The organism is Arthrobacter sp. Z1-9 (assembly GCF_054792695.1).
The window spans coordinates 81431-102171 of record NZ_CP096457.1; the positions used below are offsets into that span (position 1 = coordinate 81431).

Consider the following 20741-nt stretch of genomic DNA (forward strand, 5'->3'; position numbering starts at 1 on the left):
TTTACCCGCGGACGCGTTATTCTCCGTGACCGCCCCCACGAACATCGCCGTCACGGACGCAGCTCCCGCTCTTATCGACACGGTGATCATCGGTGCCGGTTTTGCCGGGCTCGGCGCCGCGATCCGGCTCGCGCGATCCGGTGACCGGTCGTTCGTCGTGGTGGAGCGCGGCGACGACGTCGGCGGCACCTGGCGCGACAATGTATACCCGGGCGTTGCCTGCGACATCCCGTCGCAGCTCTACTCGTTCTCCTTCCGGCCGCGCGCCAACTGGAGCCGTTTCTTCGCCCCGGGCGCCGAGATCCTCGACTACCTGCAGGAGGCCGCCCGCGAGGAGGGCATCCTCCCGCATCTCCACTTCTCGTCCGACGTGTTGGCGCTCGACTGGGACGACACCACCGCGACATGGACGGTCGTCACCACGCGCGACAGCTACCGCTGCCGCTGGGTGGTCGTGGCGACGGGCCGGCTCTCCGAGAAGCGGATGCCCGCAGTGCCGGGGCTCGGCTCGTTCGCGGGCACCTTGATCCACTCGTCAGAATGGCCGCGCGATCTCAACCTGGCAGGCAAGCGTGTCGGGCTCGTCGGCAGCGGCGCGTCGGCCGTGCAGATCCTGCCGCGAATCGCCCCGGTCGCCGACGAGGTCGTTCTCTTCCAGCGTAGCGCCCCGTACGTCGTTCCCCGTGAGGACCGAGCCTATACCGAGGTCGAGAAGACCGGCTGGCTAGACGACCCCGACTCCCTGGCCGGGCTCCGCGCCCGGATGTTCTGGGACTTCGAAGCCGGTTTCGCAGCAAGGCTTGGCGCCACTGGCCACCTCACCGGGCTTCGTGACCGCGCGCGGCGGAACCTCGAGGCGCAGATCCCCGACCCCGCCCTCCGTCGGGCACTCACGCCCGACTACGAGGTCGGGTGCAAGCGGGTCGTGCTCTCCGATGACTACTATCCGGCCCTGATGCGCGAGTCGGTGCGCCTCGAGCCGTCGGCTGTTGCTGGCGTCGAGGGGAACCGGGTCGAGGCCGCATCGGGAGCGGCCTATGACCTAGACGTGCTCATCGCGGCGACCGGATTCCGCTCGACCCGGCCGCCGATCGCGCGCAGGATTCGAGGCCGCGACGGCCGCACCCTCGACGCCGTCTGGTCGAAGGGGATGGTGGCGCACAACTCCACGACCGTGGCTGGCTTTCCGAATCTCTTCATCATCGACGGACCCAACGCCAGCCTCGGCCACAACTCTGCCGTGCACATGATTGAGTCTCAGATTGCGTTCGTTCTCGAGTCCCTCGAGTATTTGCGCCGCCGGAGGGTAGCCGTTTTTGACGTCCGGGCGGAGCGACAGGCCGCCTACGTTGCCGAAATCGACCGCCTGGCGGAGGCCACCGTCTGGCTCACCGGCGGCTGTCGCAGCTGGTACGTCGATGAGCGGAGCCGGCGGCTGACCCTTCTGTGGCCGGACACCGCATCGGCGTTCCGTGAGCGGCTCGCCCGATTTGACCCGGCCGACTACCTGCTCAGCGCGCAGACTGCCTGAGCGTCTCCAGCGCCTCCGCCGTCCGCCGTCCCAGCCTCCCCTCGACCCGCTCGAGATCGGCCCAGGTGTCGACGTCCGAGCGCAGCCCCGAGGTCTCGTCGAGATCGAGCTCGACGTAACCCGCGGCGCCATGCGCAGCACGCGAACCCTCGCCAAAGGCGGGGCGATGCCGCTCCGGGTCGAGGGCGGTGATCAACGTCGTGCCGGTTCCAGCTGAGTCTGCGACGAACGCCATCTCCGCGGCTGACGCGAGGCGCAGGGCGACCTCGAGCTCAGCCGACGCGAGAGCCGGCAGGTCGCCCTGGAGCACGGCGACCCGTCCAGAGCCCGCCACTTCGATGCCGTGAAGGACGGCAGCGGACAGCCCCCGGCCTGGATCCTGCACTGTCTCGGCGCCGAGAGCACGGAAATCGGCCGCAGCGGCGTCGGAGGTGACGACGACGACCCGTCCCACCGGCAGCGCTGCAGCCACCGTGTCGAGGGCGATCGTGCGCGCCAAGCCGGGACCACCCCCGAGACGGGACTTCGCGGCCGCGGTGCCCTTGACCGGCACGACGATGGTCCAGGCGTCAGTCACGTGCCGCTACCCCCGCGTTGTAGCGGGATAGGATCTGCTCCGCAGGACAAGAACAGCCCAAATAATGCTTCAGCCCAGCCATCACAATGCCACGTGCTCGACGGGCATGGTTCAAAGCTATGAACAGGTTTAAAGCAGGCCGCATTGACAGGGATGTTCTCTTGCTCGCCGTTCTGCCGTAACCATGCTGTGAGGAGAATAGGGGTGGGTTCACATCGCTGCGGGCTTGGGCAGGGCTGTCTGCTGACACTAGATCGTCGGGGATGCGACTGGCGGATAAACCGTCAATCGGATTCCGGGGCAGTACGTTAATCCAGTTGTTCGACAGCGGCAGGCCCGGCGATGCCGCGTGCGCCGAACCAGCGCAGTCTTGCTTTGATTGATTGCCCTTGTCCGGAGGTGTCATTGCGAGTCGGCGGCCTGCGACTCTGTCGTGGCCACTGTCGAAGCAGCTTCCAAGGCCGTTGCGGCAAGATCCGCGCTGGTCTGGACGTCGTTCATCCACAGCGGAACAACAACCGGCCGGACCCCCGCACCGGCGATAAGATCGGACAGTTCCGCATCGGCGCTGTCGATCAGCCAGGCATCCAGGATCCCGCCCGCGGAACGGGCACCATAGTGCAGGGCCACTGCATCCGCGCCGGTCCTGACACCGATCGCGGCCAGGCAGGCGTCCGCCATGCCCCGGACGGCAGCACCGGAAATAATGGGTGAGATTCCCAGGACCGGGGCCGGTGTCGCCTGGATGGCTTCCCGGATGCCGGGGACATTCAGAATCGTGCCGATGGACACCACCGGATTCGATGGGGCCAAGATGACGGCGTCGGCACCGGAGATCGCCGCCAGCACCCCCGGCGCCGGGGCTGCCTCTGAGAGCCCGGCCTGGAGAAATTCCCGGGCCGGGCGCTGGGCGCGGTGCCGGACCCACCATTCCTCGAAGTGCACAATCTCCGGTACACCGGTAGTGGGACCGTCCAGCGCCACATGGGTTTCCACTTCTTCATCGCTCATGGGTAGCAGCTCCATCCCGATGTCCCAGCGGGAGGCCAGCCGCCGGGTGACCTGGCTCAACGACAGCCCGGCGCGTAGCAGATGCGAGCGGGTGATGTGGGTGCCCAGGTCCAGATCACCGAGCGTGAACCACGGCCAGCCGACGCCGTAGGCTGCCAGCTCGGCACTGACGCGCTCCGTTTCACCGGCTCGGCCCCAGCCACGCGATTCATCATTGACGCCCGCGAGGGCATACATCACCGAGTCCAGATCGGGACAGACCCGCAGGCCCGTCAGCCACATGTCATCGCCGGTGTTAATGACCGCAGTGATCTCCGCCGTCGTCCCGCCCATTCCATCGGGCATTACCTGGCGCAGATGGTGGCGCAGACCCCGTAGGAACCGCGCCCCGCCCACGCCACCAGCCAGCACCGTTATTCTCATGCGGTAGCACTGGCCTCTGCGCTAATTGCTGATTTAATGGCTGACCTTTGTCCTGCCGCGAAGCCCTCATGGAATCCTTCCAGATGCGCTTCTGCCGATCCTAGACGGAACAGGTCCTCGTCTGCAGGGCGGATCAGGGTCTGCGCCCCGGGTTCCTCCAGCTGCCGCATCAGGTGGTCCATGCCGTGGACTACGGCGACCGGCCGGCGAGAGGTCTTGCCCAGCACCAGGTTCGCCGCACCTGCTATTTCATCCGCCACCGCTGTGATGGTGACATCCATGCGCCTGTGGAAATCATCACGCGTCCCTCGCAAATCATGGGTTACCGCCAATCCGGCGGCCCCGATGGCCAGATCGGTCTGCCCCAGCCGCCATGGGCGGCCCAGCGTGTCGGTGATAATCACCCCCAGGTCGAAACCGAACCGCTGGCGCAACCCCGCGCACAGCGCCCGGGCTGACGCATCCGGGTTCTCCGGCAGGAGCAGCACTGTGCCGTCAGGGGTATTGCTCGCGTCGACGCCCGCGGCGGCGAGCACCAGTCCCAATCTGTTCTGGACAATCCGGGTCACACCGCCGGGGTGTGGTTTGCTGGCGACCAGCCGCACCGTTTCGGCCGTGATGGCATCTTCGCGGCTATCTGCCTGCAGAGAACGTCCTTCGGCCTTTGAAACTATTTTGCTGGTCACTACGACGATGTCCCCGGCGGAAATTTCCGCTTCGACGGCGTTCCCTATCAGCGCCAGGAGGTCATCGCCAGCGGCGACCTCACCAATTCCACCGATCCCAACGACTGTAAACTGCTGGGGCGGCTCTTCAGCCTCGCGCACTCCAAAGCCAGCCAACTTACTTTGATTCATCCCAAATCCCGTCAGACGCAGTCCGGTATTTCGACGATATTGGCTAGCGCTCGATAAGTCAACAGATTGGTCCGGGTCAAGCTGGCACCCGCTATGCAAACCTTGACTGACGTCGAACGTAATGGAAGTATAGCGAGCGTTAGAATGAGTGATGGCAGTCTCATCCGATCCTTGCCAAGTCCCGTCTTGCAACAGGCGGGCAATCAGCAGGCATCTAATCGCACTGGAGGCGAACGCTTTTGATGGAATACTACGCAGCAGGGCCCGTCGAAGAGGTCATTGAACCCGACCTCGAGATAACCGATGCTCATCACCACTTCTTTGTGAAGGGCAAGCACAACTGGGTGCGGGACTACTCGCTGGACGACTATCTGACCGATACCGCTACCGGGCACCGAGTGACTAAGTCCGTCTTCCTCGAGGCACGCGCTTCGTTCAACGGGACCAACTTCGACGAGGTCGAGTACGTCACGCAGTACGCCCGTGAGAGCGAGACCCGCGGCGGCACAGTCGTGTCCGCGATCGTGGGCGACTTCAACCTCCGCCACGGCAGCGCCTCAGGTGAGGCGCTCGACCGTCTGCTCGAGCTGAGCGAAGGGCGGTTCGTCGGAGTTCGCCAGGCTGGCGTGTGGGATGCTTCTTCGGACATCCCGCCCTATCCGACCCTTGTCGAACAAGGCCTCTACGCGAAGCCCGACTTTCGCGCGGGGTTTGCCGAGCTGGTCCGCAGAGACCTGTCGTTCGACGCGTGGCAGTACCACCCGCAGCTGCCTGACGTGATCGCACTCGCTGATGCCTTTCCTGAAGCTCGGATCATCACGGACCATCTCGGCGCACCGATCAAGCTGGGACCGTACGGCGCGGACCGCGACGAGGTCCTCCGGACGTGGAGACGGCACATGAGTGAGCTGGCGAAGCGCGAGAACGTCGTTGTCAAGCTGGGCGGCATCGGTGTGCCGGACCTCGCGGAACGCATCGACGTCACCGGGGACCCCGATGTCGCTCCCACGTCCGAGCAACTGGCCGAGTACTGGGGCCCAGAGATTCTCTGGCTCATCGAGACTTTCGGACCCGATCGATCCATGTTCGAGTCGAACTACCCCGTGGACGGCTACATGGCCTCGTACGACGTCCTATGGAACACGTTCAAGCGTATCGCCGCCGGCGCCAGCCCCGACGAGAAGCAGAAGCTGTTCTCCGGCACCGCGAACCGTACGTATCGGATCGCGAGCTAGCAGAGGAACCGGTGGGCAGTAAATTTCTGCTTGCCCCGGCTGGATGAAAGAGAGAGTTACGTGGCACGTATTGGCGTTGTGGCCGAATTGGGTCGCGAGAGGCGGGTGGCGGCGACGCCCACCACGGTGAAGCAGTTGTTGGGTTTGGGCTACGAGGTTGTGGTCGAAAAGGGTGCGGGGGAGTCCGCGTCGTTCCGTGATGAGGCGTATGCCGAGGCCGGTGCCCTGGTGGTGGGTGCTGATGAGGCTTGGGGATCTGAGGTGGTGCTGCGGATCAACCCGCCGACTGAAGAGGAGATCGGCCGGCTTGCCGAGGGTGCGACGCTGATCGGGATGCTGGCCCCGGGGCTGCGGCCGGAGCTGGTGGAGGCGTTGGCGGCACGTCCCATTACAGCTTTGGCTTTGGATGCGGTGCCGCGGATCTCTCGGGCGCAGTCGATGGACGTGCTCAGTTCGATGGCGAACATTGCCGGGTATCGTGCCGTGATTGAGGCCGCGCATGAGTTCGGCCGGTTTTTCACGGGACAGGTGACCGCGGCGGGCAAGGTCCCGCCGGCGAAGGTCCTCGTTGCCGGCGCCGGTGTCGCCGGCTTGGCCGCGATTGGTGCTGCGAGCAGCCTGGGCGCGATCGTTCGCGCTACTGATCCGCGGCCTGAGGTGGCGGATCAGGTGAAGTCCATTGGTGGTACCTACCTCAAGGTTGAGGTAGAAGAGGAGATGAAGTCCTCTGACGGGTACGCAAAAGCAACGTCCGAGGCATACAACAGGCGTGCAGCCGAAATCTACACAGAGCAGGCGGCTGATGTCGACATCATCATCACCACTGCCCTGATCCCGGGTCGGCCCGCTCCGAAGCTGCTCACGGCCGACGATGTGGCAGCGATGAAATCTGGCAGTGTCATCGTGGATATGGCTGCCGGGCAGGGCGGGAACGTGGAAGGCTCCGTCGCGGGGGAACGGATCGTGACGGATAACGGGGTGGTGATCCTGGGCTACACGGATCTTCCGGCCCGGCTCCCGGCCCAGGCGTCCCAGCTGTACGGGACGAATTTGGTGAATCTGCTCAAGCTCCTGACCCCGGACAAGGACGGTCAGCTTCGGATCGATTTCGACGACGTCGTGCAGCGCTCGGTGACGGTGGTGCGCGAGGGCGAGAAGACCTGGCCACCGCCCCCGGTCCAGGTCTCCGCCGCACCCGCAGTGAAGACCGACGCCGGAACGGCCGCCGAAAGTACGGCGCCGAAGAAGAAACAGGGCCTCAGCACGGCCGGCAAGGCCGGACTCTTCGCCGCGGGGATCGCGGTGCTGTTCGGGATCAACGCTGTTGCCCCTGCGCCGTTGCCGCAGCATTTCACGGTCCTGATGCTCTCGGTCGTGGTCGGGTTCTATGTGATCGGGAAAGTCCACCACGCCCTGCACACGCCGCTGATGTCCGTGACGAATGCGATCTCCGGAATCATCGTCGTCGGGGCCCTGCTGCAGGTGACTTCCGAGAACGTCGTGATGCAGGTGCTCGCCGCCGTCGCGGTGCTGCTGGCCAGCATCAACATCTTCGGCGGCTTCGCCGTCACCCGGCGCATGCTCGCCATGTTCTCGGCCGGGAAGGCACGTTCATGAGCGCCATCACCGCAACAGCAGCAACACTTACGAGGAGCTCTACCGTGTCCGACACCGTCTCCGGTCCGTTGACCGCCGACTCCATTGCGGGGGCGGCCTATATCGTCGCGGCCCTGCTGTTTATCCTCAGCCTGGCCGGGCTGAGCAAGCACGAGAAAGCCCGGGCAGGGGTCGTCTACGGCATCACTGGCATGGTCATCGCCCTCGCCGCCACCATCTGGCTGACCCTGCAGGACGCCTGGGGCACCGGCCACACCCTCACCGGCCTGGGGCTGCTGGTCGCCGCGGTCGCCGTCGGCGGGGCCATCGGACTCTGGCGCGCCCGGGTGGTCGAAATGACCGGCATGCCCGAACTCATCGCCCTGCTGCACAGCTTCGTGGGCCTCGCCGCGGTCCTGGTGGGCTGGAACGGCCACCTCGAAGCCCCCGCGTTGTCTTCAGACCTGATGGCGATCCACCACGCCGAAGTGTTCATCGGCGTGTTCATCGGCGCGGTGACCTTCACCGGCTCAATCGTGGCGTTCCTGAAACTCTCGGCACGGATGAAATCCTCACCCCTGATGCTGCCGGGCAAAAACGGGATCAACCTCGGCGCCCTCGCCGCGTTCATCGCCCTGACCGTCTGGTACGTCAACGACTCCCAGCTCTGGCTCCTCATCGTGGTCACCGTCCTTGCCCTGGGACTGGGCTGGCACCTGGTCGCCTCCATCGGCGGCGGCGACATGCCCGTCGTCGTGTCCATGCTCAACAGCTACTCCGGCTGGGCCGCCGCCGCGGCCGGCTTCCTGCTCAACAACGACCTGCTCATCATCACCGGCGCCCTCGTCGGCTCCTCAGGTGCCTACCTGTCCTACATCATGTGCAAGGCCATGAACCGGTCCTTCATTTCAGTGATCGCCGGCGGCTTCGGCATCGCCGCCCCCGCCAGCAAAGGGGACACTGACCAGGGCGAGCACCGCGAGATCACGGCCGAGGCAACGGCTGAGATGCTGACCAACGCCTCGTCCGTGGTCATCACACCCGGCTACGGCATGGCCGTCGCCCAAGCCCAGTACCCCGTGGCCGAACTCGCCCACCAGCTCCGTGAGAAGGGTGTGAACGTCCGGTTCGGCATCCACCCCGTCGCCGGGCGCCTCCCAGGGCACATGAACGTCCTCCTCGCCGAAGCCAAAGTCCCGTACGACATCGTCCTGGAAATGGATGAAATCAACGACGAGCTCGGCGACACCTCCGTGGTCCTGGTCATCGGGGCCAACGACACCGTCAACCCCGCCGCCGCCGAAGACCCCGGTAGCCCCATCGCGGGCATGCCCGTGCTGCGTGTTTGGGAGGCAGAAAACGTTGTGGTCTTCAAACGCTCCATGGCCGCCGGCTATGCAGGCGTCCAGAACCCCCTGTTCTACCGCGACAACTCCCAAATGCTCTTCGGCGACGCCAAAGCCCGCGTCGAAGACATCCTCAGAGCCTTCTAACCGATAGCGCCCGCGCAGCCTTTTGCTGGTCCCTATAACAACATCCAAGTGGCGCTAGTCCTGGTTACACAGCCGGATCCGTCTGCCGAGGCAGACGACAGAAGAGAGAAAAGAGACGAGACAATGCCCAAACGCCGGGTTCCTCCCAAATACCCTCCGCAGGAGACTCTACGACGCTGTGTGCCGGATCGGACTCCATGCCCAGAAGAGACACCAATACCACGTCAGGCCCTGAACATCGACGAACTGACTGCATCCCCCTGGATTGGTCTTCACTACAGGCACGAATTCTTGCTCCACTACAGGCACGAACTGTTGGAGCTACATCCGAAGGACTAGCTCGGGGCTTCAGATCCGAGGGACAGTCGAGCGCGTGTGATAGGCAGAGCAGAGGCTAGGACTGTTCCGTTTGCCGATAACCGACGTTATGTAAAGCTGCGGTTGAGAAGGGTTGAAAGTGACAGCCAATATCCCGCAAGTTGAAGCGGAAAAGCGCCTCTTAGCTGCGGAAACACGTGTGACTGGCCGGTCGGGCCGCTGGGTAAGTTTACCCAACGCTGAAGATCCCCTTAGAAGTTATGGAGAACAATTGACAGTCATCTATACAGCAGAAGCTCTTGCAACAGGAGCTGGCCGCAATGGACGGGCCCGCACGGACGACGGACGCCTGGACATCCAACTTGCAGCTCCGCATGCCCTCGGCGGTTCCGGGAACGGGAGCAACCCTGAGCAGCTCTTTGCTGCCGGCTATGCCGCCTGTTTCCACTCTGCTCTTCAACACGTGGCCCGGACCGCGAAGACGGACCTGGGCGACTCAAGTGTCGGGGCCAAGGTCGGTCTTGTCCGTGACGGCAAGTCCTTCGCTCTCGAGGTGGATCTTGAAGTCGTCATTCCAACTCTGACGCAGAGTGAGGCCAAGGCCCTGGCCGACAAGGCACACGAGGTCTGCCCCTACAGCAACGCCATCCGCGGAAACATCGAGGTCAACATCTCCGTCTCAGACGACTAGAAACCGGGTCCAGTGGATGTTCCGATCCGAGTCAGGCAAACCGTGGTGAAGTTAGGTGCCTAGGGCACCGACTCCGTCATCACATGCAGCGCCGGAACGCTCATGATTCCTAACCTGTTTCGGAGCACTAACTGAGTTCTATCCTGGCTCTTGATTAGGAATCATCAGAGAAATCGTTACTAGCCCGCAGCCGGAGCGGCCATTGCTGGTATGTGTGCATGCTTGATGTCAAAACTATCCGGATACGCCTCATATATCATCGAAATCAGCGATTCCAGCTCAGCGACCAGGCCCCGTCATTGCTTCTTCCTGCACCCCGAGCCGCTGCCTAGGGCGACCACAGGGCCTCCTGGACGTCTTCCCGCCAGCCATGCCCCGCATAGATACGAGGGTGGGGCTGGTGTGAGGCGCCGCAACCCATTTTGCTGTTTGAGAGGAAACGATGAATCTGCCGCCGATTACCCTGACCGGCCACGTGCAGAAGGAAGCGTGGAGGAACAGGGTGCTGCCGCCCGTGGAGCGGCTTGGTGCGGAGGTGTGGTCCATTCCCGTGCCGTTTCCGGACAACCCCATGCGTTACACCCTCAGTTACTTGCTTCTGGGCGACGGTGACGCGGTCCTGATCGATCCGGGCTGGGACAGCGACGCCGGCATGGAGCATTTGGCGTCCGGCGTGCGGCAGGCCGGCCTGGGCCTGCCCGACCTGACCGGCATAGTCGCCACCCATTATCACTCTGACCATCTGGGGATGGCTGCCCGACTAAGGACAGCCACAGGGGCGTGGGTTGCCCTAGGTGACCGGGAAGTGCGCCGGCTTACCGCCGGTGAGGACCCTGACGTTGTTCTCAACGACGACCGCGAGGAGCTGACGCTCTGGGGCGTGCCGGCGGACCGGCTGGCCGAAGCGGCCCTGGACCGCCCCCATTTCACCCATCTGCAGAACCTCGCCGATCCGGACCTGCGGCTCGCCGACGGCAGTCTGGTGCCCGCCAAGGGCCTGGACCTGCGCGTGGTTACGACTCCCGGGCATTCACCGGGACATATCTGTCTGGTCGATGAGCCGCACGGCCTGATCTTCAGCGGGGACCACGTCCTGCCGCGCATCTCCCCGCACATAGCGCTGGAGCTGCCGGGACCGGCAAACCCGCTGGCGGACTACTACGATTCTCTGGAACTGATCGCGTTCGAGGACGAGATGGAGGTCTGCCCGGCGCACGAGTACCGGTTCCGCGGCATGCAGCGGCGGGTCGCACAGCTGATCCACCACAACCGCGAACGCTCCGCCGAGGTCCTGCGGGTGCTGGAGGCGCACCGACCCGAAAGCGTCTGGGACATCGCCCGGCACCTGACGTGGTCCCGCGGCTGGGAGTCCCTGCAGGCCTTCTCGCTGCGATTGGCGGTTTCCGAAACTGCCAGCCACGTCGTGTACCTGCGCTCCCAGGGCCACCACATCGACATATCCGTCACCGAACCACGCGCGGCTGCGTCCTCATGACGGCAGCCCTAACCCTCCGGGCAAGCTCCCGATTGGAGCCAGCCGCTGGATGAGACCGTTGAGCAACTCTTTTACGGGACGATGACGACGTCCCGGACGTAAGGGTGGAAGTCGTCAGCGACTTTCTGCGAGATGCTGCCCTGATTGGGACTGCCACTCCGAGACCACCACGACGGCGTTCGCGGCAGCATGGCCGTTCGTTCGTTCATCCTTTCGCGATGTCAACGCACAAGAACGCACTCTTGGTTCAGACGTTACGCCTACCGCTACACAGAATGCCACCGACCGCCAAGGTGGAAGGCTAGCTAGTTAGCGATCGATAAACTATGCTGAGGGCACTCTTCCCTGCGCGCAGCCGAAGATATCCACGGACCCCACTCCTGGAGTCACCTCTCGTCCCGTGCCGCGAAGTCCAAGTGGCACATGCCCAACCGTTCTAGTCTGCATCACCCATACGACCGAGAGGAAGCCATTATGGAAACGTTGTACGTCAGTACTACCTCGTGGAGATGAACACGCGCATTCAGGTCGAACACCCCGTGTCGGAGACGATTACGGGCATAGATTTTGACCGGGCTCCAACAGGAAATCGCCGCAGGCAATCCGCTGCCGGTGGCCCAGGATGACATGGTCTCGCATCACCAGGTCGAGGGCCACCTCAACGCAGAGGACCCCAAAAGGGTTCGTGCCGAGCCCCGGCCCAGTCAACGGCTTCCGCGTCACGGGTGGGTTCGAGGTACGGCTCGATGGTCGGCAAACTCATCGCCTGGGACAGGACCGCCAGGAAGCGATCACTCCCGCCATGCGTGCGGTCGAGGAAATGGAGATGGATGGCGTCACTACGATGGCACAGTTCCAGGGCGAGTTCGTTGCCAGCCACGAGTTCCGCAGCGGTGATTTCAACCCGCCTTCGTAGCGCAGTTCCTGGCCGACAAGACGACCTGAAAAGCCCATTGAGGGGCGTACGGCCTTGGTACGGCTTCATCCCGCCGGGATCCCGATGTCGGCGTGAAAAGTGCTCGACCTCACCACAACCCGTCAACCATTGACGAGATGGCTGATCTCGGTGGAGATGCTCCTGATGCATCAACAACACCGAAGCGGAAACGAACTTAGAACACAAACGTTTCCAGACCGAACTTGTCGTACAAGGTTCGACCGGATATTTCCCGGCGTGGGCCCGCCGTCTCGCCTCTAGAACGTAGGAGAACTTATGGAACTTACCGTACCCATGCAGGTGCGATTTTCTGACGTCGACCGCTTCGGCCACATCAACAACGCGGTCTACTTGACTTATATCGAACTCGCACGTCTCCGGATTTTTCAGGATGAGTCGCTCGGGGCTTCGGTGGAAGCTCTCGCGGGCGCAGGTGCCGGTATCGTGATTGGCTATCAGGAGATTGCCTATCGAGCTCCGATCGGGCCGAACGTTGATACTGTCGACGTCGCCGCATGGGTAACACGGGTGGGGCGGTCGAGTTTTGATATCGCCTACAGCGTTCGTGACGGAGAAGTTGAGTGCGCGATTGCTGCAACATCCATTGTGCTCGTTGACGTTTCGACCGGCCGCCCTCGTGCACTTCCGGATCCTGCTAAGGCGGTCCTGGAACATTTCGCCGGGCCGCCGGTCGACGTGCGAGGGCGGTGAGGTCGGGCCCTGCTCCGCAGTGAATCCGCCCGGCGATTCATCCAACGGCGCCCTGCACAGAAGCCCACAAGCTAACGCCTAGGCGTTGATGTGCTGGACTACGCCTTCCGGGACATGGTCGCTTGCTACTCCGTCGTCGCGCTCCCTGGCTTGATTCGGAAGCCCAAGGACGCTCCGCAGGATGATCTGCGTCTCCCGCTCCCGCCCCCGCCCCGTCGGAGCGCTGCCCATGTCCGTGCGACTCCAGTGCCGACATGGCCTGGATGCCGAACGGAGGTCTTGACTTAGCGCTCGTTAGATAGGATATGGTGGGACTGAAGCGGTGAGATGGAAATCACTATGTGTGCCTGTGTCGGTCAACCACTCAGGCCTCGGTAGACCAGCCGGACCGCATCAACGAGGATGCGGGCGGACGCGCTTGTCAGCAGCACCTCCATACAGGTTGTTGACGTGTGAGCCACAGGAACGGATGGGTAGGGATGACAAAGCAAGGACAGGCGCCGCGGCTCGAGCTGCGCAACGTGTCAAAGACCTTTGGCGGTACTCGGGTGTTGAACAATGTCTCGCTCGACATCGCGCCGGGTGAGGTTCACGCCCTGATGGGCCAGAACGGATCAGGGAAATCGACGTTAATCAAGATCCTCGCCGGGTTCCACACGGCTGACGACGGCGCGAGTCTGGTCGTCGACGGGCAGGCCCGGACGCTCGGCAACAGAGATGACGTGCACAGCGCCGGCGTCGAGTTCGTTCATCAGGATCTCGGGTTGGTTCCTGCGCTCTCCGTCGTCGACAACCTCGCTCTGGGCCATGGGTATGCCAGGGGCCTGGGTGGGCGAATCGACTGGCGTCAGCAGTGCAGCGTGACCGAAGATGCCCTGCGGGCGGTCGGCTACGACTTAGATGTCCGCAAGGCCGTCGATGATCTGCAGCCCGTCGAGCGGACCGCCGTCGCCATCGCCCGCGCGCTGCAGAGCTCCGGGGGAGCCATGTCCGTCCTCGTCCTGGACGAACCGACAGCCACGATGCCGAAGGCAGAGGTGGAGCATCTGTTCTCCATCATCGAGGCTGTTCGGCGTCAAGGAGTCGGCGTCCTGTACGTGTCCCACCACCTCGAAGAGGTCTTCGAAATCGCCGACCGGGTCACGGTCCTGGTGGACGGGAACCTGGTGGCGACGAAGGAGATCGCCGATCTCAGTCCGCGGTCGCTGGTGGACCTGATGACGGGCGGCATTGTGGATGATGTCCGCAGACGCGCTGTCGTCACCCCTGGCGACCCGCTGCTGTCTCTGCAGAAGGTGCAGGGCGCGGAGCTCGTCGACTTCGATCTCGAGGTGTCGGCCGGCGAGGTCGTCGGCGTGGCCGGCATCACCGGGTCAGGCCGGGAGGAGCTGTGCTCGATCATCTTCGGTGCCCGTCCCCGTGCTGGACGAGTGACCGTCGAGGGTCGCGAGCTCAAGCCCCTGCGCCCAGACGCGTCTCTGGCCCTTGGCTTGGGGATGGTTCCCGCCAACCGGCTGCGTGACGGCGTGCTCGTCGGCCTCAACGTGCGGGAGAACATCAACCTCACCACCGCCCGGCGGCTGGCGCGACGCGTGCGGATCCGCGGACGGGACGACCGCCGTCAAGCGAACGCGATCACCCAAAAGATGTCCGTGAAGACACCCTCGCTCGACGCCCCGATCGAGGCACTGTCGGGAGGCAACCAGCAGAAGGTCGTCCTCGGCAAGTGGCTCCAGACGGATCCTCGCGTCCTCCTGCTCGACGAGCCGACTCAAGGGGTCGACATCGGCGCCAAGTCAGAAATTCACCACCTGATCGATGCTGCGGCCAGTCAGGGCGTAGGGGTGCTCGTGTGCTCGTCGGACGAAGCCGAGCTCGAGCGGCTGTGCGACCGCGTGGTCATCCTCCGCCACGGTCGTGCGGTGGAACAGCTGCGCGGCGACGAGATTACGACAGCGCGATTGGTGCACACCAGCCTGGGACTCACATCATGACCCTCGACAACCACCAGACAGCAAAGGAACAGTCGGCCATGCCCGAAATCAGCCCGTCCAAGACGTCACTCGAGGACGCGACCAAGGCCAGTCCGCCTCTGGGCGCTCGCAAGGAATCATCGCACGGCCCGCGCCCGCACCTTCTTCAGATCCTGCGCCTGGACCGGTACTCGGGCCTCTACCTGGCCCTGATCCTCGCCGTCGTGTTCTCCCTGATGCTGCCGGAGACATTCGCGACGGTCAGCAACGCGCGCGTCATCGCAGGTAGCGCGGCGATCGCAGGCATCCTGACGCTCGCGGTCACCGTGTCGATGGCGGCCGGCACGTTCGACATCTCGCTCGCGGCCAACATGACGTTCTCCATCTCACTGCTGGGGTCGCTCCTATCTGACCACAACATGGCTTGGCCACTCGCCATCGTCATCACCCTGCTCGCCGGTGCCTTAATCGGTGGCGTGAACGCCTTTATCATCACCCAATTCGAGATTGAATCGATCATCGCGACGCTGGGCATGTCCTCGGTCCTGGCTGCAATGGCCTTTTGGATCGCCGACGGCCAAACCATCCTTCTCGACAATGTCGCCAAGGCCTTCACTGACGCAGGGTCGATGTCGGTAGCCTCCATACCGATCACCGTGTTCTACCTGGCGGCGCTCGCGATAGCCCTGTGGTTCCTGTTGGAGCACACCCCGTTCGGACGGTACCTCTACGCCATTGGATCGAACCCCCAGGCATCTAAGCTCGCCGGGATTAAGGTCAAGCGCATCCAGACGCTGTCGTTGATGCTATCCGGGACACTTGCCGCGTTCGCCGGTGTCGTCCTGACGATGCAGCTGGGGGCGGCCTCGTTTGACGCTGGCACGCCTTATCTGCTGCCCGCCTTCGCTGCCACCTTCCTGGGCTCGACACAGGTGCTCGCCGGACGGTTCAACGTCCGCGGCACGGTGGTTGCGCTGTATCTGCTCGCCATCGCAGTGAAGGGACTGCAGCTCCAGTTCCCGGAGCTTCCCTGGATAAAGAACTTGGTGGAAGGTACAGTTCTGATCGTGGCGGTGTGCATCACCGCGCGTGCGGTCAAGAGGCGTCGGACCCAGTAGGCATACACCGACCGCGGGTGGTCGCGGGCGGTCTGTCGGGGGTCGCCACGCTGGGCCGGATGATCTGTGCACGACCGCCGCCGCTGAACAGGAGACTGCTGGGCTGTCGCAATGCGCACCGGACCTGCCCAGCGGCTGAGGCCCGTCGATTCTCGACCCTTAGGGTCGACGCGACGGTGGCGACCGTACGGCGACGGCGCAGGATCTGACGGGCAGACCGGTGGACGTTCCAATGACGGAGGTCGCGCCCGAGAACCGACGCTGGCACGCGGCGCGTGACGTTGGCGCGTGCAGCCTGCCCCGTCAGTAGGTGTGGGGAATCGACAAGGGTCGCCATCGACTCCTCCATCTCCAACTCCTACCTTGCCCCAGGCAATGCGGACTCTCCAGGTGCACTTCGTGCGGATCCGACGGCTAGCCGCGGAAGACACCGATCGGCTCACACCCGCAGCGGCAGAGCACGCAACCATAGCCGAGGCCATCGCCGGTGAGAAGCCGCGACTGGCAGAAGCGGCCACCACACTCCACTAGCACCGCAGTCTTCCCCACATCGAAGCCACTCACCCCTCACTCTCGAAGGAGCCCCATGGTAAAAAAGCACCACGTCCGCGTGTACAAGAGCGAAGAGAACCTTCCCCGCGAGGACCAGCTGGCCCACAAAATCGCCAGGGTTGCCGCCGACCCTGTGGAGGTCACTGACGACGTCATGGAGATGGTGATCAACCGGATCATCGACAACGCCTCAGTGGCCATCGCCTCGCTGAACCGCGCCCCGATCGTGGCCGCCCGGGCTCAGGCGCTGGCCCATGGCACCAGTATGGGTGGCAAGGGCGCAAAAGTCTTTGGCATCACGGACCGGGTCTCCCCTGAATGGGCGGCCTGGGCCAACGGGGTAGCCGTCCGTGAACTGGACTACCACGACACCTTCCTGGCAGCGGACTACTCCCACCCCGGCGACAACATCCCGCCCATCCTGGCCGTAGCCCAGCACACCAACGCCAGCGGCCGGGACCTGATCCGGGGTATCGCCACGGGGTATGAGATCCAGGTGAACCTGGTGAAGGCGATCTGCCTGCACAAGCACAAGATCGACCACGTGGCCCATCTGGGCCCGTCCGCCGCGGCCGGCATCGGGACCCTGCTGGGCCTGGATGTGGAAACGATCTTCCAGTCAGTTGGCCAGTCTCTTCACACCACCACGGCGACGCGGCAGTCGCGCAAGGGTGAGATCTCCACCTGGAAGGCCCACGCCCCCGCCTTCGCCGGGAAGATGGCGGTCGAGGCCGCGGACCGGGCGATGCGCGGGCAGACGTCCCCCGTGCCGATCTATGAAGGCGAAGACGGGGTGATCGCCTGGCTGCTGGACGGTCCGGACGCGTCCTACCAGGTCCCGCTCCCCACTCCCGGGGAAGCAAAGCGCGCCATTCTGGACACCTACACGAAGGAACACTCCGCCGAGTACCAGGCCCAGGCCTGGATCGACCTCGCCAGGAAACTCAACAAGGAACACCCCGAAGCCACCGACCCGGCCAACGTGAAGTCGGTGCTGATCCGCACCAGCCACCACACCCACTACGTCATCGGCTCCGGCGCCAACGACCCCCAGAAGTACTCCCCCACCGCTTCGAGGGAGACGCTGGACCACTCCATCCCGTACATCTTCGCCGTCGCCCTGCAGGACGGCGCCTGGCACCACGTGGACTCCTACTCCCCCGAACGCGCCGCCCGGCCGGACACCGTGGAGCTGTGGCAGAAAGTCACCACTGAGGAAGATCCGGAATGGACCCGCCGCTACCACTCCCTGGACATCGCCGAGAAGGCCTTCGGCGGGTCCGTGGAAATCACCCTCACTGACGGCACCATCATCACGGACGAGATCGCTGTCGCTGACGCGCATCCCCTCGGTGCCCGGCCGTTCGGACGGGACCAGTACATGCACAAGTTCCGCACCCTCGCCACGGGCATCGTGGAGGAGGCCGAAGTCGAACGGTTCCTCGCCGCCGTCGAACGCCTCCCCGAACTCGGCCCAGGGGAACTCGACCAGCTGAACATCACCGCCGCCCCCGGCATCATCGATCCCAGCGCCGCACCCAAGGGACTCTTCTAATGTTGTACTCCACCACCACCCCCGAACAGAAGCGTATCCGGTTCCGCGAACTCCTCGCCTCCGGGACCATCGCCCAGTTCCCCGGGGCATTCAACCCGCTCTCGGCCCGGCTGATCGAGGAAAAAGGCTTCGCCGGTGTCTACATCTCTGGGGCAGTCCTGGCCAACGACCTCGGCCTGCCGGACATCGGCCTGACCACGCTCACGGAGGTCGCCACCCGGGCCGGGCAGATCGCTCGGATGACCGACCTGCCCGCCATCGTCGACGCCGACACGGGTTTCGGTGAACCGATGAACGTGGCCCGCACGGTCCAGGAAATCGAAAACGCCGGCCTCGCCGGGCTGCACATCGAGGACCAGTTCAACCCGAAACGCTGCGGCCACCTCGATGGCAAAAACGTGGTGGACCTGGAAACTGCCACCAAACGCATCCGGGCTGCAGCAGACGCCCGCCGCGACCCCAACTTCCTCATTATGGCCCGCACCGACATCCGCGCCGTCGAAGGACTCAAAGCCGCACAGGATCGGGCCAAAGCACTGGTGGACGCCGGCGCGGACGCCATCTTCCCCGAAGCCATGGCCACCCTGGAAGAATTCCAGGCCATCCGCGACGCCGTGGACGTGCCCATCCTGGCCAATATGACCGAGTTCGGCAAAAGTGACCTCTTCACCGTGGACCAGCTCCAGGGCGTCGGGGTGAACATGGTGATCTACCCCGTCACCCTGCTCCGCAGTGCCATGGGCGCCGCTGAAAAGGTTTTGAACACACTCAAGAGCTTGGGAACGCAGCAGGTACGCGTACCTGAAATGCTCACCCGGGCCCGCCTCTATGACCTCGTGGACTACGAGGCTTACAACAAATTCGATTCCGGCATCTTCAACTTCCAGATCCCACAGACCCGCTAAACACGGGCTGCAACGAAGGAGTTCAGCATGGCTGACACAACCGAGATCAAAAAAGGCCTCGCCGGCGTCGTGGTGGACTACACCGCCGTCTCAAAGGTCAACCCGGACACGAACTCGCTGCTCTACCGCGGGTACCCGGTCCAAGAACTTGCCGCCAAGCGCAGTTTCGAAGAGGTGGCCTACCTGCTCTGGAATAGCGAACTGCCCACCCCGGACCAGCTCGCGGAATTCACTTCCCGCGAACGGGCCGGCCGTGCACTCGACCCTGCGCTCAAGTCCATTATCGACGCTCTGCCCGCTGACGCCCACCCCATGGATGTGTGCCGCACGGCGGTCTCCGTGCTGGGTGCCCGTCATCCCCTGTCGGAGGACTCTTCGCCGGAAGCCAGTATGGAAAAGGCCGTCGACCTTTGGGCGGCTATGCCGGCGGTAGTGGCGTACGACCAGCGCCGCCGTCACGGGCAGGGTGTCATTGAACCGCGTGACGACCTGGGCTATTCCGCCAACTTCCTCTGGATGACTTTCGGCGAAGATCCTGTGGACGAGGTCATCGAGGCCTTCGACGTCTCGATGATCCTCTATGCCGAGCACTCCTTCAACGCCTCCACCTTTACTGCCCGCGTTGTCACTTCCACCCTTTCTGACCTGCACTCGGCCGTTACCGCTGCCATCGGAGCCCTCAAAGGCCCTCTACACGGCGGGGCCAACGAGGCCGTCATGCATACCTTCGACGAGATCGGCATCCGGTCCGAGGAGTCTCTCGAAGAAGCTGCCTCACGTGCCAAGGTCTGGATGGAAGAGGCGCTGGCGCAGAAGAAAAAGGTCATGGGCTTCGGCCACCGCGTTTACAAGAACGGCGACTCCCGGGTGCCCACCATGAAGGCGGCCCTGGACAAGATGATTGCGCACTACGGCCGGCCCGAACTCCTAGGCCTGTACAACGGGCTGGAATCGGCGATGGATGAGGCCAAGGCCATCAAGCCGAATCTAGACTACCCGGCGGGGCCCACCTACCACCTGATGGGCTTTGACACGGCGACGTTCACGCCCCTGTTCGTGGCGAGCCGCATCACCGGTTGGACCGCGCACATCATGGAGCAGCTGGACTCGAACTCGCTGATCCGGCCGTTGAGCGCGTACAACGGCGTCGGGGAACGTGCCTTGTAAGGCAATAAGCTGCTTCCAAACTTGCGGTGGAGCATCCGACGGTCACCCGGACCGTCAAATATCGCAACGCTATAAGGTGCTCCACCGCAACTCACGCTGTCACCATTGGTCAGTCCTCATTCCTTCACCGAGACGCCGCGCATTGTAGGACAAAATCGGAAGTGGGCCGCATCCACAATGAACAAGATAACGCGATCCCAGGAAGACCGATATTCGCCAAGGACAAACCGCTAACCGTTACTGCTGTATGGGACGTGAACGGCAATCGCCTGGGCCAATTTAATTTAAGCACGTCAGTTGAAGGGAGCCCTCCATGCCTGCATACCGCCACGAGGAATGGAGTCAGTTGGTTGGCGCCTTCGTCGAAGTTCGAAACGACAAGCGGGTTTTGAGATCAGGCTTTGTCGACGATGCGATGGCCGATTCGTCGGCCCTCTGGCTTGCCGCCGACGGAATCGACGGTAGGGCGTTAATAACCAGGGCCGAAGGCTATGAGGTTTGGGTTGAACCTCGGCAGCTAGAGGGCTCACGGGCCTATCGCATGACTTTTTCAGCTTTGAACAGAATAACGACTGAACATGAGGGCGGAGAGTAGT

At 63.7% G+C, this 20741-nt stretch carries 19 protein-coding genes and 1 pseudogene; 16 read left to right on the plus strand and 4 right to left on the minus strand.

The window, feature by feature from the left end; translation table 11 throughout:
• Positions 1-25: 25 nt before the first annotated feature.
• Positions 26-1531 carry a flavin-containing monooxygenase gene (locus M1D93_RS20375; RefSeq protein WP_461175288.1) on the plus strand — a complete coding sequence of 502 codons (1506 nt, stop codon included), beginning with the start codon at positions 26-28 and terminating at the stop codon, positions 1529-1531.
• Here M1D93_RS20375 and cofC read toward each other — a convergent pair.
• The 3 genes from cofC to cofE form a co-directional block, all read right to left on the minus strand.
• Positions 1512-2108 carry a 2-phospho-L-lactate guanylyltransferase gene (cofC, locus tag M1D93_RS20380; protein WP_461175289.1) on the minus strand — a complete coding sequence of 199 codons (597 nt, stop codon included), beginning with the start codon at positions 2106-2108 and terminating at the stop codon, positions 1512-1514. The genes M1D93_RS20375 and cofC overlap by 20 nt on opposite strands.
• 402 nt (positions 2109-2510) lie before the next feature.
• Positions 2511-3542, minus strand: a complete 1032-nt coding sequence (cofD, locus tag M1D93_RS20385; RefSeq protein ID WP_461175290.1) for a 2-phospho-L-lactate transferase — start codon at positions 3540-3542, stop codon at positions 2511-2513.
• Positions 3539-4399 carry a coenzyme F420-0:L-glutamate ligase gene (cofE, locus tag M1D93_RS20390; protein WP_461175291.1) on the minus strand — a complete coding sequence of 287 codons (861 nt, stop codon included), beginning with the start codon at positions 4397-4399 and terminating at the stop codon, positions 3539-3541. The genes cofD and cofE overlap by 4 nt, the downstream gene beginning before the upstream one ends.
• A 242-nt stretch (positions 4400-4641) precedes the next feature.
• On the opposite strand from cofE, the gene M1D93_RS20395 reads away from it, so the two are divergent.
• From M1D93_RS20395 to M1D93_RS20430, 8 genes are all read left to right on the plus strand, one after another.
• The gene (locus tag M1D93_RS20395; RefSeq protein WP_461175292.1) at positions 4642-5634 is read left to right on the plus strand and encodes an amidohydrolase family protein; all 993 of its coding nucleotides are present in this window, start codon (positions 4642-4644) and stop codon (positions 5632-5634) included.
• A 60-nt stretch (positions 5635-5694) separates the two neighbouring features.
• On the plus strand, positions 5695-7251 hold the full coding sequence (locus M1D93_RS20400) for a Re/Si-specific NAD(P)(+) transhydrogenase subunit alpha (protein WP_461175293.1): 1557 nt from the start codon (positions 5695-5697) through the stop codon (positions 7249-7251).
• Positions 7248-8723 (plus strand): Re/Si-specific NAD(P)(+) transhydrogenase subunit beta, encoded by a 1476-nt coding sequence (pntB, locus tag M1D93_RS20405; protein WP_461175294.1) that lies wholly within the window; start codon positions 7248-7250, stop codon positions 8721-8723. The genes M1D93_RS20400 and pntB overlap by 4 nt, the downstream gene beginning before the upstream one ends.
• Before the next feature lie 589 nt (positions 8724-9312).
• Positions 9313-9732, plus strand: coding sequence for an organic hydroperoxide resistance protein (locus M1D93_RS20410; protein ID WP_461175295.1), 420 nt, complete (start codon positions 9313-9315; stop codon positions 9730-9732).
• Positions 9733-10174: 442 nt separating this feature from the next.
• Entirely contained in the window at positions 10175-11227 is a 1053-nt protein-coding gene (locus M1D93_RS20415; protein WP_461175296.1) for an MBL fold metallo-hydrolase, read from the plus strand.
• Between the two features lie 509 nt (positions 11228-11736).
• Positions 11737-11853 (plus strand): ATP-binding protein, encoded by a 117-nt coding sequence (locus M1D93_RS20420; RefSeq protein WP_461175297.1) that lies wholly within the window; start codon positions 11737-11739, stop codon positions 11851-11853.
• A 59-nt stretch (positions 11854-11912) separates the two neighbouring features.
• Entirely contained in the window at positions 11913-12143 is a 231-nt protein-coding gene (locus tag M1D93_RS20425; protein ID WP_461175298.1) for a hypothetical protein, read from the plus strand.
• A 297-nt stretch (positions 12144-12440) separates the two neighbouring features.
• Complete coding sequence (locus tag M1D93_RS20430; protein WP_461175299.1) at positions 12441-12875, plus strand: acyl-CoA thioesterase; 435 nt, start codon at positions 12441-12443, stop codon at positions 12873-12875.
• Positions 12876-12953: 78 nt separating this feature from the next.
• Here the strand turns inward: M1D93_RS20430 and M1D93_RS20435 are convergent, their stop codons facing one another.
• Positions 12954-13106, minus strand: a complete 153-nt coding sequence (locus M1D93_RS20435; protein WP_461175300.1) for a hypothetical protein — start codon at positions 13104-13106, stop codon at positions 12954-12956.
• A 248-nt stretch (positions 13107-13354) separates the two neighbouring features.
• On the opposite strand from M1D93_RS20435, the gene M1D93_RS20440 reads away from it, so the two are divergent.
• The 7 genes and pseudogenes from M1D93_RS20440 to M1D93_RS20470 all read left to right on the plus strand — a co-directional run bounded on the left by M1D93_RS20440 (position 13355) and on the right by M1D93_RS20470 (position 20740).
• Positions 13355-14869, plus strand: coding sequence for a sugar ABC transporter ATP-binding protein (locus M1D93_RS20440; protein ID WP_461175301.1), 1515 nt, complete (start codon positions 13355-13357; stop codon positions 14867-14869).
• A complete protein-coding gene (locus tag M1D93_RS20445; protein ID WP_461175302.1) occupies positions 14866-15966 on the plus strand; it encodes an ABC transporter permease in 1101 nt (366 codons plus the stop codon). The genes M1D93_RS20440 and M1D93_RS20445 overlap by 4 nt, the downstream gene beginning before the upstream one ends.
• A 332-nt stretch (positions 15967-16298) precedes the next feature.
• Positions 16299-16557, plus strand: a pseudogene (locus M1D93_RS20450) (FCD domain-containing protein); the annotation flags it as partial.
• Positions 16553-18073, plus strand: coding sequence for an MmgE/PrpD family protein (locus M1D93_RS20455; protein ID WP_461175303.1), 1521 nt, complete (start codon positions 16553-16555; stop codon positions 18071-18073). The pseudogene M1D93_RS20450 and the gene M1D93_RS20455, both read left to right, overlap by 5 nt.
• A complete protein-coding gene (gene prpB / locus M1D93_RS20460) occupies positions 18073-18978 on the plus strand; it encodes a methylisocitrate lyase (protein ID WP_461175304.1) in 906 nt (301 codons plus the stop codon). The genes M1D93_RS20455 and prpB overlap by 1 nt, the downstream gene beginning before the upstream one ends.
• Positions 18979-19005: 27 nt before the next feature.
• Entirely contained in the window at positions 19006-20145 is a 1140-nt protein-coding gene (locus tag M1D93_RS20465) for a bifunctional 2-methylcitrate synthase/citrate synthase (RefSeq protein ID WP_461175305.1), read from the plus strand.
• 313 nt (positions 20146-20458) lie between these two features.
• Entirely contained in the window at positions 20459-20740 is a 282-nt protein-coding gene (locus tag M1D93_RS20470; protein WP_461175306.1) for a hypothetical protein, read from the plus strand.
• Position 20741: the final 1 nt, after the last annotated feature.

What these genes read in the sequence shown, in the direction of transcription:
- cofD (WP_461175290.1), bottom strand. Translation starts at nt 3,542, where the DNA reads ATGAGAATAACGGTGCTGGCTGGTGGCGTGGGCGGGGCGCGGTTCCTA.
- cofE (WP_461175291.1), bottom strand. Translation starts at nt 4,399, where the DNA reads ATGAATCAAAGTAAGTTGGCTGGCTTTGGAGTGCGCGAGGCTGAAGAG.
- M1D93_RS20395 (WP_461175292.1), top strand. Translation starts at nt 4,642, where the DNA reads ATGGAATACTACGCAGCAGGGCCCGTCGAAGAGGTCATTGAACCCGAC.
- pntB (WP_461175294.1), top strand. Translation starts at nt 7,248, where the DNA reads ATGAGCGCCATCACCGCAACAGCAGCAACACTTACGAGGAGCTCTACC.
- M1D93_RS20415 (WP_461175296.1), top strand. Translation starts at nt 10,175, where the DNA reads ATGAATCTGCCGCCGATTACCCTGACCGGCCACGTGCAGAAGGAAGCG.
- M1D93_RS20420 (WP_461175297.1), top strand. Translation starts at nt 11,737, where the DNA reads ATGAACACGCGCATTCAGGTCGAACACCCCGTGTCGGAGACGATTACG.
- M1D93_RS20430 (WP_461175299.1), top strand. Translation starts at nt 12,441, where the DNA reads ATGGAACTTACCGTACCCATGCAGGTGCGATTTTCTGACGTCGACCGC.
- M1D93_RS20435 (WP_461175300.1), bottom strand. Translation starts at nt 13,106, where the DNA reads ATGGGCAGCGCTCCGACGGGGCGGGGGCGGGAGCGGGAGACGCAGATC.
- M1D93_RS20440 (WP_461175301.1), top strand. Translation starts at nt 13,355, where the DNA reads ATGACAAAGCAAGGACAGGCGCCGCGGCTCGAGCTGCGCAACGTGTCA.
- M1D93_RS20445 (WP_461175302.1), top strand. Translation starts at nt 14,866, where the DNA reads ATGACCCTCGACAACCACCAGACAGCAAAGGAACAGTCGGCCATGCCC.
- M1D93_RS20455 (WP_461175303.1), top strand. Translation starts at nt 16,553, where the DNA reads ATGGTAAAAAAGCACCACGTCCGCGTGTACAAGAGCGAAGAGAACCTT.
- prpB (WP_461175304.1), top strand. Translation starts at nt 18,073, where the DNA reads ATGTTGTACTCCACCACCACCCCCGAACAGAAGCGTATCCGGTTCCGC.
- M1D93_RS20465 (WP_461175305.1), top strand. Translation starts at nt 19,006, where the DNA reads ATGGCTGACACAACCGAGATCAAAAAAGGCCTCGCCGGCGTCGTGGTG.
- M1D93_RS20470 (WP_461175306.1), top strand. Translation starts at nt 20,459, where the DNA reads ATGCCTGCATACCGCCACGAGGAATGGAGTCAGTTGGTTGGCGCCTTC.